Consider the following 17,379-nt stretch of genomic DNA (forward strand, 5'->3'; position numbering starts at 1 on the left):
CTATTAATAAGCTAATAAAACCAATCAAAACAAGCATTTAATGAAAAACAAAATTCAATATTCCTCTTTACTAATACTCTTTTTTACAAGCCATTTTTTTTGGAGTCAGGAAAACAAAAGCAGCTTTCTTATTGCTGATAAAAATAAAGTCAGCACTATTTACATCGATCAAAATGCAGACCAACTGGTGGTTTGGGCTGTCAATGAATTGGCAAACGACATTCAGGAAATCACAGCTCAAAAACCTGCTATTGTAAAAACCCAAAAATCAAAGGGAGAAAACGGGATTTACATTGGGCAAATCAATGAAAGTGTTTTTAAAAATTATACGAAACCAAACTTAAAAGGGGCCTGGGAAAAATTTTCGATTGACCAGGACAAAAACAATTTGTACATTGTAGGGAGCGATGTACGCGGAACGGTTTACGGAATTTTTGAAACTGCCGAAAGATTAGGGATTTCCCCTTGGAAATGGTGGGCTGATGTCAACAATATTAAAAAAGAAACATTAGTTCTGAACCTTCCAACTGGAGGAATCACCGAAAGTCCTTCGGTGCAATTTCGCGGCATATTCTTAAATGATGAAGACTGGGGATTACAACCCTGGGCTGCTAAAACTTTCGAAAAAGAAACAAAAGATATTGGCCCTAAAACCTACGAAAAGATTTTCCAATTGTTATTGCGCCTGAAAGCCAATACCATTTGGCCAGCGATGCACGAATCGACCAAAGCTTTTTTTAAAATCGAAGGCAATAAAGAAATGGCCCAGAAATACCATATTCTACTAGGAACTTCCCACGCCGAGCCAATGTTGAGAAACAATGTGGACGAGTGGAAAAAAGAAACGATGGGTGCTTTTAATTATTTTACCAACAGTGAAAACATCAATAAATATTGGCAAGACCGACTAAATGAAGTTCGCGACAGCAAAGCAGAAGCAGTCTTCACGCTTGGAATGCGAGGCGTTCATGACAGCCAAATGGAAGGAGCAAAAAATGTAGAAGAAGCCAAAAATATGGTTGAAAAAATCATCATTAAACAACGCGAAATGCTGGCTTCGACATTTAAAAAACCTATTACTTCGATTCCGCAAGTAATGATTCCTTACAAAGAAGTCTTAGAACAATACAACAAAGGACTAAAAGTTCCTGAGGATATTACCTTGATGTGGACTGATGACAACTATGGCTACATCAGACGAATTAGTAACGAAAAAGAACAAAAAAGAATTGGCGGCGGCGGTATTTATTACCATTTAAGTTACTGGGGAAGACCTCATGACTATTTGTGGTTATCGTCTATGCAGCCGGGTTTAATTTGGTCTGAAATGTCTAAGGCTTACGCCAACGGTGACAAAAAAATGTGGATTGTGAATGTGGGCGACATCAAACCTGCCGAATACGATTTGGAATTCTTCATGGACTTGGCCTGGGATATCAACTCCATAAAACCAGATGGAATTAACCAACATCTGAAAAACTGGGCAGCAAGAGAATTTAATGATGCCGTTGCCAATGATGTTAGCAACGTCATGAGTGAATATTATAGATTAGCGATGTTGAGAAAACCGGAATTCATGGGCTGGAGCCAAACAGAACCAACAACCCAAATTAAACCATCTGAATTTACTACTCAAGAAGCCAAACGAAGAATCGAGCTTTACGATCAATTGATGAACGAAGTAAATCGTTTGTCCCAATCTATTCCTAATGAGCGAAAAGATGCCTGGTTTCAGTTGGTTGTTTATCCAGTAAAATCGGCAGCTTACATCAATCATAAATTTTTATATTGGCAATTATCTTTAGAAAGTAAAGATCAGGCAGAAAAGGAAAAATTCGAAAATTTATCGAAAGAAGGCTACCATCAAATTGAAGAATTGACTCGTTATTACAATAACGAAATGAGCAATGGAAAATGGGCTAACATGATGAGTATGGCTCCTAGAAAACTGCCTGTTTTTGATGCTATAAAATATGATAACCCAGTAAAAATTGAAGAAAAGAAAGAAGCAAATCCAACTAACGAATCCATTGCCATTCAGGCTAAAGATTTCTCTGCAAGTCAAGGGGTAAAAAATTACCAATGGAAAGCGATAGAAGGTTTTGGATACAGCAATGCTGCCATTACTTTATTTCCATTAAAAACAAGCTCTTTTGAATCCGAAAAACCTTCGGTAACTTATACTTTCGAAAGCAATAATACAGGCGAATATGAGATTGAAGTGCGTTTTATCCCAACACATGCTAACGATTCCAATCATCAAGCAACAGTTACATTCGATTCAAATACTAACAAAACATTCAAGTTGAACAGCTATGACAGAGACGCAACTTGGAAGGCAAATGTGTTGCGGAATGCAGCTATTGTTACACTTCCTGTAAAAATAGAAAACACAGGAAAACACACTATTAAAATCGAGGTAAATCAAACTGGAATTGTAATTGACCAACTGGCTGTTTATCCTAAAGGACAAAAAAAATATGAGATACCATTTAAATAACGGTATCTCATATTTTTAAAATTTTAATTCGATGTCAGTTCGAGCGAAGTCGAGAACATTACAAATACATAACATCCTGTCCCTCGACTTCGCTCGGGATGACAGCCAGATTAAACAAAACGATTATTTATTCAACTCAACTGGAGGTAGATCATCTACCTCTTTTTTTGTTAAAACCAAATCTCTAATCTTACTTCCTTTTAAGCTTCTTAGTTCTTCAGCAGCGGTTTCGGCAACAGTATTAGCACCTGCTCTACCGGTATGCGTATGATCTTTTGGATAAAACTCTTTTACTTTTTCCTGTCCTAAAGCTTCATATTTCTGAGCCACTTTTTGGCTTAAATTGATGTAATCTACTTTTTCAGCATTGGCAGCTTCCTGCGCCCATTTAACATAGGTTTGATCTCTTTGCTCCACTTTTCCATTTGGCCATTCGTTTCTAGGTGTCAAACTCATCACAATTGGAGTCGCTCCTTTTTCTTTGGTTTCGCGAATGAATTTCTTCAAATACCAACCATAAGTATGAACCGTTTCCGTCAAACTATCTGCGCGATTCACTTGTTGCGTTTCGTCACCAACACCATTGATAGAACCTCTGAATTTTTCCCCGTCAATTTTACCGGCATCGTTATGTCCAAATTGAATAATAACGAAATCATCAGGCTGGATTTCTTTCTTTGCTTTATCCCAAAGTCCTTCAAAATCAAAAGTACGTGAACTTCTTCCTCCTCTTGCTTTGTTAACGATATTCACTCGGGTAGTATCAAAATAACGTGGAGCCATTACTCCCCATCCTACTGCATTTTCATTGTTATTGTTTGCCATGGTCGAATCGCCAATCAGGAAAACATTGATTTTTCTAGGCAATTTGATTACCGGATTTTCCAGAATGTAATTCTTCAAAGGACTCGTAGATGCTTTTAATCCTTCTATTATTGAAGTGGCAGCCATCACAGCTCCTTTAGCCGATGGATGTGTATGGTCTTTTTTATAAAAATAAGTTCCTGTTACCTTTGCTTCGCCAAATTGCTCCAATTTCTTAGCCATTCTATCATTCAAATCGATGAAAACTACCTTCTCCTGATCCGCAATTTGTTTCGCCCATAATCCATAAGAAGTATTATTTCTTGGCAATTTTCCGTCTTTCCATGTATTTCTTGGAATTGGCGACATAACCACTGGAATCGCTCCTTTTTCTTTAGCCTCTTTCACTACTTTTCGAATGTACCAACCGTAAGTATGAACAATTTCATGCTTTTTGGTAATCATATTATCAATTTCCTCTGTCTTATCAGAAATTCCTTTTATGGTTCCTCTGGCTCTAATGGTATCATTAAGCGGGCCATCGTCATTATGCCCCCATTGGATTAAAACATAATCGCCTTTTTTCAGTTTTTTATAAACTGCATCCCATAATCCTAAGTTTTGATATGATCTGGAACTTGTTCCTCCCAGAGCATGATTCTCAACCGTAATTTTGTTAGAATCTAAAAACTGACCGATGTAATCGCCCCAGCCCCAAAGACCGCCTGTTCCATCGCCACGACCATTTTTTACGGTAGAATCTCCTACCGTATACACTGTTATTTTTTGCTGTGCCTCAGCCTGAAATTGCACTAAAAAAAGAGCTAAAAAGGCAAAAAGCATTAATTTATTAATCTTCATTTTTATTGGGTTTATTGTTATTTGGTTGCTACTCTAAAATCGAACCATAAGTTCATCTGAATTCCTTCGTCTCCACTTTTGATTCGGATACTTGAAGGCTGGCTATGTGGCCCATGGTGCTCAATAGGTTTAAAGTCACGCATGGCTGGAATTTCATACATAAACGAAATATTTCCTTCCGGAAACGCCGGTTGCGGATAAGCTCCTTCGAAAGCATTTTTAGGCAAATCGGGTGTAAACAATCTTAAAAACACATTTTCAGAAGCAGCAAACATTTTAAAACTATTGTTGTCTTTTGCTTTTAAAGCTCCTGCGTAAAAATTAGCATGATAGCCTTTAAACTCTGGCAAAACCATATTCTCAAAACTTTCTCCCGGAATCGTCTGATTGTATTCTTTCTCCCAAAGTCCATAAGTCGTTCCTTTAATTCTGTTTTTCCAAACATGATAAGGTCCTTTTCCAAACCATTTCATGCTTTCCACCCCTTGCTCAGGAAAATCAAAAGTAATACCAAAAGCATCTACCTTATCCTGGAAGAAAGCACCATCAAAACCATTATTAGCACCTGCATCTTTAAGGGCCAACATTTCCATTTTTAAACGACCATCGGCAGTCATGGTCCACTTGATTTTTTTGATTCCTCCAATATAATTCACCACACAAACGGCTGCATTATTTTCGACAGCAGTTTCAACACTTTTTACTTCAGCTATCATACCAATTGGTCTTGGTCCATTAGTCAAAGGAACAATTCCGTTTTTGTTTTTAACCTCGGTAATTTTCCCTGATTTTTTATCGAATGAAACCTGAACATCTTTACTAATCAATGAAACCGAAGTCGCTTCGTCTTTGATGCTCACTTTTGCTTTGGTTTCTTTTTTCAACAAAAATTTCTCTGCAAAATAATCTCCTTTGTGAATTGTCCAGGTCCAGGTATAAATTTCTCTTCCATGTTGGTCACGAGCTGTAATTTCAACCCAGTCCCCTTCGAAAAAGTTAGCCGAAACTGGAATTTTTATTTTTGCCTTTTCACCTGGTTCGATACTTGGAATTTCAATTTTTCCTTTATCTAAAATCGAATTTTCATTCTTAGCATACAACGCATCTTTATTGGCCTTAACCACTTTGTACTCCATCGTACAAGAATTAAGATTGCTAAAAATGTAATAGTTACTGATAAAAAATGTACCATCAAACTTAGAAGTGATACTCAAAGGAGCAAATTGAATTGGTGCCCAAATTTCCTTAATCGCATAAAAACTTCCTTCTTTTTCACGATGTGGTCCAAGAATTCCATCGGCAGCCAAAGAACCTTTAGAATCAAATTGTTCTTTTCCTGTCCAATCGACTCTCTTAACGGCTTCGTCACAGAAAACCCAGATAAATCCACCTGCAAACAAGGGACTTTCCTTAAAATGACTCCAAAAATCTTCCAGTCCTGCTCCTCCTCCATTATCATAAGTAGCGTGCATGAATTCCGTTGGAAAGAAAACATTTTCTCCATTTACAAATCGATGAATTCCAGTTTGATATGCCGGATAATGATGCGCATCCCAACCATCAAAGTCTGACCAAGGATGAATTACAATACGTTTTTGAGGATCTAAATCTTTAAAAATACTATCGATTTTATAATTCCATCCGCCTTCGTTTCCATTATCCCAAATAATAATTGACGGATGATTCACATCGCGCGATACCATTTCTTTGACTAATTTGCTTCCTGTCTCAGTATCATAAGAATTTTGCCAACCCGCTAATTCATCCAAAACAAAAATCCCTAATGAATCACAAACCTGCAGAAAATGACTATCGGCTGGATAGTGACCACGCACGGCATTCATGTTCATATCTTTCAACAAATTCACATCCATGATGCTTAAACGCTTGCTGGTACTTCTTCCTGATTCCGGCCAAATTTCATGACGATTAACTCCTTTCATGATAATCTTTTTACCATTCACATAGATTCCGTCTTTTTTAGTGAATTCTAAGGTTCTAAAACCAATGCGTTCCGTTACTTCATGAATCGTTTTCCCATTTTGTACCAATTCTAATTTCAGATTGTACAAATTAGGTGTTTCCGGACTCCAGGGTTTGATATCTGGAAATTGCATGCTAATCGATTTTTTAATCTCTTTAGCATTAACATCAAAAGAATGTGTCCCAATAACTTTATCACTTCCTACAGCAGTAATGGAAACAGCCAAAATGCTATTCTTAGCTATATTTTGCAAATCCAAAACGGCATTTAGCGTTCCATCCATTTTGGCATCAACAGCTACATGAGCAATATTTTCGTTAGCCATAATTTCCAACCAAACCGGACGATAAATTCCACCAAAAAGCCACCAATCGGCTCTTCTTTCGGCAGCATTTACTGAATTATTAGCCGAATGTTTTGAAACATGCGCTTCTAAAACATTATTACCACCATAATTCAATAAAGACGAAATATCGTATTTGAATTCGTAAAAACCACCCTGATGAATTGGCCCTGCTGATTTTCCGTTAATTTTCACTTCGGTATCAGTCATCGCTGCTCCAAAAACAATATAAATGGTTTTGCCTTTATCTGAAGCTGAAATTTGGAATTCGTGTTTGTAGAAACCTTCTTCTTTACTTGGTTCCTTTTGATTTAATTCTTTGTACCAACGGCCATAAGTATATTCGCCAAAACCTTCCAATTCCCAGTTTGAAGGCACATTAATTTTAGACCATTGTTTGCTGTTACTTCCAGCTGTACACATAAAATCCCATTTTACGGGATGTTCAAAATCCGTTCCCGAAAGAAACACTTTATTAGTTTGCTGTGCATTAGCATTTATTACACATAAAAACGGTAGGAATAATGCCGCCGCAGCTTGTAATGATTTTTTAAAAAACATAAAATTTGATTATAGAATTAGTTTCCGTCTGGTTTCACAATCTCAAAACGATTACTCATTGGTAAAGTCCATTTTGCAAAAGCATTCGGATGATTTGGACTATATTGAGGTAGTCCTTTTATAAAATAAGCAGCCAAAGGATTATTCAAATCACGAAGTCCTTTAATGACACAAAGCGCAATTTCATTGGCTCCAAAAGAATTAAAATGGGTATTATCCTCTAATTTTTCTTTTTGACCCGGAAAGGTATTGGCCGGATATTGAACAAATGCTTTTCTGGATGGTTCATCTCCCCAGCTTTCATATAATGTAGTGGTCAATTTTGTAATATCTACCAATGGAACATTCATTTCCTGAGCTACTTTTCGCATGGCATCAGGATAATCTCCATGAGTAGGTTTTAAAGTTCCATCAGCATTAAAAGCGCGGCGTTGAACAGGAGTTATCAAAATAGGAATTGCGCCTTTGTCTCTGGCTGCTTGAACATATTCGCGAATGGAGGCAGAATACGAATCCCAAGGACCAATACCTTCGCCTTTTTCTTTCTCATCATTATGGGCAAATTCAACTATTAAATAATCTCCCGGTTTAATAACTGATACGATTTTTTTTAAGCGTAAACCTGCTTTAAACGAACGCAATGTGGATCCGGAAACCGCATAATTAGCTACCACTACATTTTCGTCAAAATAATTCGTAATATATTGTCCCCAAGAAGCCCAAGGTTCTAAATCCTGGTCGGTTACAGTAGAATCTCCAGCCAAATAAACCGTTTTAACATTGGTAATTGGAATAATTGCAATACTTTTGATTTCAACAGTTCCCAGAAATTCCAAAGTCAGTTTTTCATCCCAATTTAACTGACCAAAATCCCTGTCTTTTAGTTGAATTTGAGATGTTGCATCTATTTTAGGAGTTCTAACATTTACATTAAAAGTTTTTGTAGCAGTTTCTCCTTTTTTAAGCAGTTGTTGATCAAGCATCAACCTTCTGGATTCCGCTTTAATTGTTGTATTGGTACTTTTAGTTGTACTGCCAAAAGTTACCGAAACCTGATAATTACCTTCAGGAAGTTGTACCGAAAAATAAGTTGGTACTTCAGCGGTAAAAGAATTAGCATTCAATTTTACATTCGTTGCAGTATTAAAATCAAAACCATATCCGGTAGATGAATCATAACTTAATGGTTTATCAATCACTATAGCCTGTTTAGACTTTTTATTTTTTCCGCCAAAGTAAAAAACTTGTTTTCCTATTGTCTTTGAAGTTTCTAAAACTGTTTCATCTGAAACCAAATTTTCAATTTCAGCAGCAATAGAAAAATTGAAACTGCATATCAAAAGCAATAAACAAATCATCTTGTTTTTTTGTATCATAAAATATCAAATTTATTTTTTAAATAATTTACTAAAGTATTGCTTTCGGGATAAATCAGTATCCTGCACTGTTAGGTAAGCCACAAAACTAATTTAGGATTATCTCATTAAAATCAACACGAAATTCATTAACCAAAAGTCTATTTCCTTTTTTTACACAAAAACAATTTCAAATAATCACTACAAAAACCATCTTTGACAAAAAATAATTCACCAATAAACTGATTAAATCAGTTTGTTTTCATAACCAAAAACTTATAAAATTGCCGTTTCAAGAAAAAATTTCAAGAAAACAGGCAAGTACAGGACACGTTAAATAAAAGTTAATTTTATTTTCGCTTTCGTAATTATTTAAACTTATTTTTTTGTAATTTTAAATTATAACAGCTTTTTATTATCACATTAATATTTCACAACAAACCAAACCTAATTAATTAACAAAAACCATTTTTTTATGAAACATTCATTCGTAAAGTATTTGGTGTACTTAGGCTTCATTCTGACCAACATGATTGCCTTAGCACAAACCAAAACCATCACAGGAACAATCAAAGACAATACAGGAATGCCAATACCTGGCGCCAACGTATTAATCAAAAACACCACTAATGGTGTCCAAACGGATTTTGATGGGAAATTCGCTATCAAAGCAAAACCAGAAGACATCCTCGTTGCTTCTTTTATTGGAATGAAAACGATGGAAATAAAAGTAGGCAACCAGACTAGCATTAACTTTAAATTAGAAGAAGAAGGCGCAAAACTGGAAGAAGTTGTTGTTGTAGGATACGGAACAAGAAAAAAGAAGGACTTAACTGGATCCATTGTAAGTGTTGGAGCCGAACAAATCGCTTCAAGACCCGTACAGAACGCCGTTCAAGCGATGCAAGGAAAAGCTGCCGGGGTGGACATTGGCTCTAATGAACGTCCGGGAACTGTTGGAAGTATCAACATCCGTGGTTCACGTTCTATTTCAGCATCCAACTCCCCGCTTTATGTAGTAGACGGAATTCCATTGAACTCCGGAGGTATTGATTTTATCAACCCAAATGACATTGAAGCTATTGACGTATTAAAAGACGCTTCTGCCACAGCTATTTATGGTTCCAGAGGAGCAAATGGGGTTATCATTGTTTCTACCAAAAAAGGAAAAAACGGAAAATACACCTTAAATTATGACACAGCTGTAAGCACAGATAAAATTCACGAATTTGCTCCATTAATGAATGCAGGTGAATACATTGAATTACGTCGTTGGGCGAAATATTATTCTAACACAGGAGGTTTCCCTCCAGGAAACAAACCAACTATTGCCAATGACAAAGAAATATTTTTAGCTACTCTTGACCCTTCCGCCTGGGCTAATATCGAAAAAGGATGGTCAAAAGACTCAACTGGAAAAGATGTTTGGGATGGTTCAAAAGTAAGCACGACCAATTGGACTAAATTTGTTACCCAAACAGGAGTAACAAAGCAACACACTTTAAGCGTAAGTGGCGGTACCGAAAAAATGAAAGCCTATGGTTCATTCGGATATTTAGACAATACCGGAACATTAAAAGGACAAAGCTACAAACGTTATAATGGTATTGCTAACGTTGACATCACCCCTACAAAATGGTTCCAAATGGGAATCAACATTAACGCCAGTTATGGTCTTAACGAATACGGAATGTCTAACGTAGGTAGATCCGCAGTAGCAAGTTCAGATGGAATTTACCTTACTGCAAGACAAAATTTACCTTACGCAGTACCACTTGACGCTAGCGGAAACAGAATTCAAAATCCAGGAGGAGACTCAACTATTAGAAATGTTTACGAAGAATACAAATACTCTCAGGATCAACGTTTAACTCTTAAAATTTTCGGAAGTTTGTACGGACAATTCGATTTTGGAGGCATTTCAAAAACTTTAGACGGATTAAAATACCGCGTGAATTTTGGACCTGATTTAACATCTTACAGAAACGGTGTTTATTTAGATGGATTATCTTCTGCCCGTTCAGGAACCAGCTTTGCTTCATTAGCAAAAAACCAAACCATATCCTATACTTTAGATAATTTACTTTTATACAACAAAACATTAGGAAGACATGATTTTGGTGCAACTTTATTACAAAGCCAGACTCAATATTCTAACGAAGAAAGTACCATGTCAGCACAAAACATTCTGAATGCTCAGAACAAATGGAATGCTTTAACTACTGCAAATGTAACTTTAGCTGGCTATGCTTCTAACATTACCGAAAAAGGTTTATACTCTTACATGGGAAGGGTTACCTATGGCTTTGATGACAAATACCTTGTTACTGCTTCAGGTCGTTATGATGCAGCTTCACAATTAGCACCTGGCCATAAATGGTCATTTTTCCCAAGTGCATCTTTAGCATGGCGTATTGACAAAGAAAGCTTCCTACAAAACATTACATGGCTAAACGCTTTAAAACTGAGAGCAGGTTACGGGGCAACAGCTAATGCTTCTGTAGACCCATACCAAACCCAACCACCATTAGCACAAATACTATACTCAACATCTTCCGGAGTTACAAATAGTTCTCAAATGGGTAACGTTGAACTAACTTGGGAAAGAACAAGCCAATACAACTACGGTATCGACTTTGGGGTATTTAACAACAGAATATCAGGGACTTTAGAATATTATACTTCTAAAACTACTGATTTATTATTTGACAGAAGTATCCCTTCAGTAACAGGTTTCAGCACAACATTACAAAACATTGGTGAAACTAAAGGAAATGGGGTTGAACTTACCCTAAACACTGTAAATATTAAAACAAAAGATTTTACCTGGGAATCTAACTTAAGCGCCTCTTACCAAAAAAGCACCATTGTTAAATTAGCAAATGGAAAATTTGATGACATCAACAACAGTTTATTTATCGGTCAAACAAGAGGTGTAATCTATGGATTTGAAAACAATGGTGTTTGGAGACCTGAAGACGCAGTAGAAATGGCTAAATTTAACACTGCTGCCAACAACCCGAATCTTTTCACATTTGGAAACGCCAGACCTGTAGATCAAAATGGTGATTATAAAATTGACGCTAATAATGACCGTGTAATTCTAGGTAGTACAGAACCAAAATACATTGCTGGTTTAACCAATACTTTCAAATATAAAAACTTAGAACTTTCCTTTTTCGTAATCGGACGCTTTGCATACTTATACAATGCAGGAGGAGAAAACTTAAGCGGAAAAACAAGTCAAAGAAAATTAGATTATTATACTGACGACAACACCGATGCTGAATACCAAAAGCCATTCTATTCAGCAGGTACAGGAGACACTTACAACCCAATATTTGGATATAAAAACGGTTCTTTCTTAAAAATAAGAAACATTTCATTAGGATATATCTTTGATAAAGATTTCGTAGAGAAAATAGGATTATCAAGATTAAGAATTTATGCTCAGGCTGCCAATCCGGGAATGATTTTCTCAAAAGTAAAATGGACAGACCTTGACACCAGAACTACCTATTCTAACAGAGGATTTACATTAGGACTAAATGTTCAATTCTAAGAATTTAAACAAATAAATCATGAAAAATTATAAAAAACTATATATCAACTTGATGCTGATAGCTGCATTGGGACTTGGCACATCTTGTAACAAAGATTTTTTAGACGAGGAATTAACCACTGCATACAGTAAAGACTACTTCAATACAGAAGCTGGTATTCAGGCTCTATCTGTTGGAACTTACTACCAAACCTTCGCTTTAGACATGAATCGTGAAGTTCCGCTTACTGCTAATCAATCCGGTACCGATGAATTTCACGTAGGAGGTGACCCTTCTAATGGATTATGGAACTCTTATGGCTCAGGATTCGGTTCATTTGTAACTGTTTCCAACTCTAATACAGTTGCAGCCAATACCAATTGGGACAATTTATACATTGCTATTGGAAATGCAAATCAATTAATTGAATCAGCAACCAACATTGTATCAACCAATGATGCTATCAAAAAAACAGCATTAGGAGAAGGGTACTTCATGAGAGCTTACAATTACTTGAAATTAGAAAGACAATATGGAGGCGTACCTTTAAAATTAACAGTTAGCAACACCGTAGAACAAGAATTCACCAGAGCAACTGCACAAGAAGTACTAGCACAAGTTATAGATGATTTTCAAAAAGCTTACGATTTATTAAGTAATACCGGGGCACCTATTAAAATCACTAAAGACGCAGCAGCTCATTATTTGGCAAAAGCTCTTTTAACACGTGCAAGTGAAATTAATGATACATGGTACACTGATAACACAAAAAAAACAACAGACTTACAGCGTGTTGTTACTTTATGTGATGACGTAATCACCCGTCATGCTTTAGCGCCAAACTATGTAAATTTATGGGATTTCAAAGCGGCTGACGGAGCTAATGAAAAATTAGCTGAATTAATCTTATCTGCTGATTTTAATTCCAACCAATTAACAACTGGCGGTAATCAACAACATTTGTATTTCCTTTCAACCTATGATCAATTACCACAAATGATTCGTAATACATCAGGAGGAAGACCATTTAGCCGTTTAGCTCCAACTTATTATACTTATGACATTTATGACAAAGTAAACGATTCCCGTTTTTGGAAAAGCTTCCAAACTAAAAGTATGGTTAACAATAAATCAGGCTCTTATTATGTAAATGGCGACTTAGGTATCATGTACGTCATGAATAGCCCAACCGATACTCGTTTTGCTAAAACCAAAAATGTTGACTATGCATATCCTGGAAAAGCTAAAACAATTCCGAGTGTATATGTAGAATATGCAGCTGACAACTTTGGACTAATGAAAGATGTAAGATTCCCATCCCTAAGCAAATATATGGATGGTTCCAGACTTGATTTCAATGCTACAAAAGGTAGCCGCGATATCATATTAGCCCGTTCAGCTGAAACCTATCTAATGGCTGCCGAAGCAAAAATCCGTTTAGCCAAATTAGGAACCGGTTCTTATAGTGATGCCTTAAGCTACATTAATACCGTTCGTAACCGTGCAACTTATAAATCAGGAGAAGATCGTTCTGTTTACACAGATGGATCAGCAGCATGGTCAACTGCAGTTCAAGGAGGAAGAGCTGTTTCATTCATGCCGGAAAATTCATACTACGAATCCAATAACATCGCTACTACTACTACTGCAACCAGCTTAAATATCAGCAGTATCAACACACTACCAGCAGCTGATCAAGCCGTTATAACTAAATTAGGCTACACTACTGATTACGACCGTATGCTTTGTTTAATCTTAAACGAACGCACCAGAGAGCTTTGCGGAGAATTCCACCGTTGGGAAGACTTGAGTAGAACCAAAACACTAGTTGCCAGAGCTATAGCATACAACCCTGAAGCAGCTCCTAACATCAAAGATTACCATACTTTAAGACCTATTCCACAAACTTTCTTAGATGGAATCACTAAAAATGGAATACCTTTGACATCCGCTGAAAAACAAGCGATGCAAAATCCTAATTACTAACAGATAAAAAAGAAACTATTATATCAAAAAAGTGGAGACCTAAAAGATCTCCACTTTTTTTTACCATATTGCACATATAACAATTAGCAACTTTTTAAAAATATTACAAAACAAAAAAACGTGTAAGTCTTTTAACTTACACGTTTTTTGTTATAGTTTAATAGAAAACAATTACAAATCTAAATAGAATTTCTATCAATAAAATTAAATGGATTTTTAATCTTACCTGATTCTTTATTTAAAATCATACTGGCAGCAGTAGCCCCCATCATTTTAAAATCAGTAGAAATTACCGTAATCCCTAATAACTCTTTCAACGGAGTATCATTGTATGAAATCACACCAATCTCTCTACCTAATTCAAAATCCTTATCTCTAATTTGTTTAACAAGATTTACCAAGTCAGATTCTTCTATTGTAATAAACAAATCTCCTTTTTTCAAGACAATATCATCATAAACTTCTCTTAATACCTCATATTCTAGTCCCGAATCTAAGCAAAAACGTTTAAAACCATTTAAAATTCTTCTTGGATAAGGATAAACAGAACTTTCAGGGTAAATTAAAATCAGTTTGTTGTATCTTGAAATTTTTTCTATTCCTTGTTTTAATGCTCCATAAATGTCATTCTCGTAATCCTGACAAACTTCAATTATAGAGTCCTCTATTCCCTTATTATTATCTAAAATAACTAATTTCTCTTTTGGGATTTTATTAATTGCCTCCAAGACTCCTTCACCAGAACTAAAATGAGTTAAATCATCGGTTTTAAAATGAGGCATAATTACATAATAATCATAAGCCCCAAGGTATTTATCAATTAAATTCAGGAATAAAGTTTGGTCGCAATGATAAATATGCAAATCCGTTTGAGAATTCCCTCCAATACTATTAATAAAGCTGTTATAAATTCTCATCTTATAAGAACTTAACTTATTAATCAGGAAAAGAACATTAACTTTTGCAATTAATTTGGTACGGGTAACATAATAGCCTTTTCCTCTGATAGGAGTAATAATTTTTCTTTTCTTTAAAATATTATAGGCTTTTTCTACTGTATCTCTGGAAAGATAAAATTCCTCGCTTAGCATATTAATAGAAGGCAACTTCTGATCCATCTGCAATTTGCCTGTAGAAATATTATGAATTATCGAATCTACAATTTGTTTGTATTTTGGGATTCTCGAATTTTCACTTAAGCTTATTGTAAAGGAAACCCCTTCATCAATCATCTCTTTTGTCAAAAACTTTTCCATTTTCCTTCTAAATTATATTTCTATTTCTCACAATACATAAAATCCCTTGCATTTTTCTTTGATCAAAGAAAGCAATAATTCCAAATAAAAAATCTGTAATCGATTACCAAATATAAAAATAATTTTATAATAAAATCTAAAAATACTTAAAATAAAACTAAAACGACACAATATCAAAGAAAAAAATATAATTAATATAAAAAATCAAATGTTTTAATAAAAACTCTATACTTGAGCTTTTACATTTTTATTCTTTATCCTACAACAACTTATTCAAAACAAAAAAGTCCAATTAAAACCTATAGATTTTAATTGGACTAAAAGAAAAACAGAGTTTATTTCTACTTCATTATTCTTTCATTAGCTGTAAAAGAGTTGATTTTGAAACTTCCAAAACAGTTCCATGTCGTGTCCCCTGAGGAAAACTAACTTTATCCGAAACATCTTCCCATCCATTAGCCGTTTGTTTTATAGCACCATATTTATGATCTCTGTACTTATCAAAATAAACCAGCCATTGCCCATCAATTTTAATAGCCGTAGGCCCTTCAGCCCAATAATCACCAGTAATAGGCTCACTTGCTTTAGTGTAAGATCCTGTCAACTTATCGCTATAAGCCACTTTTAGATTCTTTTGCACAGAAACTTTAGTTTCATCCTTTAGAAACATAATATAACCTTTATCCTCTTTTAAAATTGTGGCATCAATTACATTAAAACCTGGCTCGTACAAAAGTTTAGTGCGGGTAAATTTTTTAAAATCCTTAGTAGTGGTGTAATAAATTCTGTGATTGTATCCTTTTTCCTCAGTAGATTGGGTTTCCGTAAACTTACCTTCAATGGTACTTGCCCAATAAATCATATACATCTTTTTCTTAGTATCATAAGTAATTTCGGGAGCCCAGGTGTTTCGCGTACCACTTTCGTATTCCATTACAGGCAAAAATTCTTGTTTTGACCAATGAATCAAATCTTTCGAAGAAGCATAGCCAATTCCTTTATCAGTCCAACTCACTGTCCAAACCATGTGGTACAATCCATCTCCTCCCTTAATAACACAAGGATCTCGCATTAACTTATCTTTTCCAACTTCAGGCGTTAAAAAAGAAGCATCTTTTTTTAAAGATTGCCATTTATACCCATCTTCACTATAAGCTAAATGCAAACCATCTTCACCATTTCCTTTGAAATAAGAAAAAATATAAACCGATGATTTATCAGCAATTATTTTATTTGCAGCCAGCCAATGCTCACAAGCCTTAGGCCAATCGGTGTGTGTTCCTTTTGTTCCAAGTCCAAAACCATGGCCTCCGTTTTGATACAGATGCATTTCAGCAGGAACTTTATTTTTCTTTAAAGCCAGATAATAATTGATACTATTTTCAACAGGAACGGCACCATCATCAGTAGCATGAACTAAAAATGTTGGCGGCGTTTTTTCATCAACTAATTTTTCATTCGAATATTTGGCAATCAAATCATCTGAAGCCATTTTTCCTAAAAGACTTTCCTTAGAACCATTATGAGTAATACCTTTCTCCATAGAAATAACAGGATAAATCAACATCGAAAAATCAGGACGCGCACTAAGATCCCCTTTAGCATCATAAACCTTATCCAAATAATGCGTTGAAGCTGTAGAAGCCAAATGTCCTCCTGCCGAAAATCCCATAATCCCTATTTTGTTAGCATCAAGATTCCATATATCGGCATTTCTTCGCAATGTTCGAATAGCTTCCTGTGCATCTTGCAATGGCCCAACAGTTTTATCAGTCATAATATCATCCGATGGCAAACGGTATTTCAATACAAAAGCTGAAACCCCAATGGAATTAAACCATTTTGCCACATTAATCCCTTCTTTATCAATAGACAAAAGAGCATAACCTCCTCCCGGACAAATGATAACCGCAGCATTTTTAGATGATTTATTTTCGACCAAAAAAGGAATCAAAGTCGGTTCAGAAACCTTTCTAACTCCCGTTCGATTGCCTTGAGCATCTAATCGAAGTTCTTCTTTATATGTTTCGTTTTTAATAACTCCCGGGATTTTATCCCACAATGGAAATGCTGCGCTTTCTTGAGAAAAGCAGTTTATGGACAATCCTAAAAAAAGGACTAATCCAAAAAATAGTGTTTTGTTCATTCTATTCATCATTTTTTTTTATAAAATTCTATTTCTACAAT

8 protein-coding genes are annotated in these 17,379 nt (G+C 35.4%); 3 read left to right on the plus strand and 5 right to left on the minus strand.

All coding sequences use genetic code 11. The features are described from left to right. Nucleotides 1-40: 40 nt before the first annotated feature. Nucleotides 41-2,500 carry a glycosyl hydrolase 115 family protein gene (locus EOD40_RS00195; protein WP_128192889.1) on the plus strand — a complete coding sequence of 820 codons (2,460 nt, stop codon included), beginning with the start codon at nt 41-43 and terminating at the stop codon, nt 2,498-2,500. 123 nt (nt 2,501-2,623) lie between these two features. Here the strand turns inward: EOD40_RS00195 and EOD40_RS00200 are convergent, their stop codons facing one another. From EOD40_RS00200 to EOD40_RS00210, 3 genes are read right to left on the minus strand one after another with little or no spacing between them, the layout of a single operon-like run. Then, a complete protein-coding gene (locus EOD40_RS00200; protein ID WP_128192890.1) occupies nt 2,624-4,165 on the minus strand; it encodes a rhamnogalacturonan acetylesterase in 1,542 nt (513 codons plus the stop codon). 17 nt (nt 4,166-4,182) lie between these two features. Beyond that, a complete protein-coding gene (locus EOD40_RS00205; RefSeq protein WP_128192891.1) occupies nt 4,183-7,053 on the minus strand; it encodes a glycoside hydrolase family 2 TIM barrel-domain containing protein in 2,871 nt (956 codons plus the stop codon). Between the two features lie 17 nt (nt 7,054-7,070). Then, nucleotides 7,071-8,429: a rhamnogalacturonan acetylesterase gene (locus EOD40_RS00210; protein WP_128192892.1), complete on the minus strand. Its 1,359-nt coding sequence runs from the start codon at nt 8,427-8,429 to the stop codon at nt 7,071-7,073. A 454-nt stretch (nt 8,430-8,883) separates the two neighbouring features. Between EOD40_RS00210 and EOD40_RS00215 the strand changes: the two genes are divergently transcribed. Both EOD40_RS00215 and EOD40_RS00220 read left to right on the plus strand, forming a co-directional pair. Beyond that, nucleotides 8,884-11,970: a SusC/RagA family TonB-linked outer membrane protein gene (locus EOD40_RS00215; protein WP_128192893.1), complete on the plus strand. Its 3,087-nt coding sequence runs from the start codon at nt 8,884-8,886 to the stop codon at nt 11,968-11,970. Between the two features lie 19 nt (nt 11,971-11,989). Beyond that, a complete protein-coding gene (locus tag EOD40_RS00220; RefSeq protein WP_128192894.1) occupies nt 11,990-13,936 on the plus strand; it encodes a RagB/SusD family nutrient uptake outer membrane protein in 1,947 nt (648 codons plus the stop codon). A 179-nt stretch (nt 13,937-14,115) separates the two neighbouring features. Here EOD40_RS00220 and EOD40_RS00225 read toward each other — a convergent pair whose 3' ends face one another. After that, nucleotides 14,116-15,192, minus strand: coding sequence for a GntR family transcriptional regulator (locus EOD40_RS00225; protein ID WP_394343656.1), 1,077 nt, complete (start codon nt 15,190-15,192; stop codon nt 14,116-14,118). A gap of 349 nt (nt 15,193-15,541) precedes the next feature. Next, a complete protein-coding gene (locus tag EOD40_RS00230) occupies nt 15,542-17,338 on the minus strand; it encodes a prolyl oligopeptidase family serine peptidase (protein ID WP_128192895.1) in 1,797 nt (598 codons plus the stop codon). Nucleotides 17,339-17,379 lie beyond the last annotated feature (41 nt).

Origin of the sequence: Flavobacterium sufflavum (assembly GCF_004016525.1) — a bacterium.
Taxonomy (GTDB): Bacteria; Bacteroidota; Bacteroidia; order Flavobacteriales; family Flavobacteriaceae; genus Flavobacterium; species Flavobacterium sufflavum.

What these genes read in the sequence shown, in the direction of transcription:
- EOD40_RS00195 (WP_128192889.1), top strand. Translation starts at nt 41, where the DNA reads ATGAAAAACAAAATTCAATATTCCTCTTTACTAATACTCTTTTTTACA.
- EOD40_RS00215 (WP_128192893.1), top strand. Translation starts at nt 8,884, where the DNA reads ATGAAACATTCATTCGTAAAGTATTTGGTGTACTTAGGCTTCATTCTG.
- EOD40_RS00205 (WP_128192891.1), bottom strand. Translation starts at nt 7,053, where the DNA reads ATGTTTTTTAAAAAATCATTACAAGCTGCGGCGGCATTATTCCTACCG.
- EOD40_RS00225 (WP_394343656.1), bottom strand. Translation starts at nt 15,192, where the DNA reads ATGGAAAAGTTTTTGACAAAAGAGATGATTGATGAAGGGGTTTCCTTT.
- EOD40_RS00220 (WP_128192894.1), top strand. Translation starts at nt 11,990, where the DNA reads ATGAAAAATTATAAAAAACTATATATCAACTTGATGCTGATAGCTGCA.
- EOD40_RS00210 (WP_128192892.1), bottom strand. Translation starts at nt 8,429, where the DNA reads ATGATACAAAAAAACAAGATGATTTGTTTATTGCTTTTGATATGCAGT.
- EOD40_RS00230 (WP_128192895.1), bottom strand. Translation starts at nt 17,338, where the DNA reads ATGAACAAAACACTATTTTTTGGATTAGTCCTTTTTTTAGGATTGTCC.
- EOD40_RS00200 (WP_128192890.1), bottom strand. Translation starts at nt 4,165, where the DNA reads ATGAAGATTAATAAATTAATGCTTTTTGCCTTTTTAGCTCTTTTTTTA.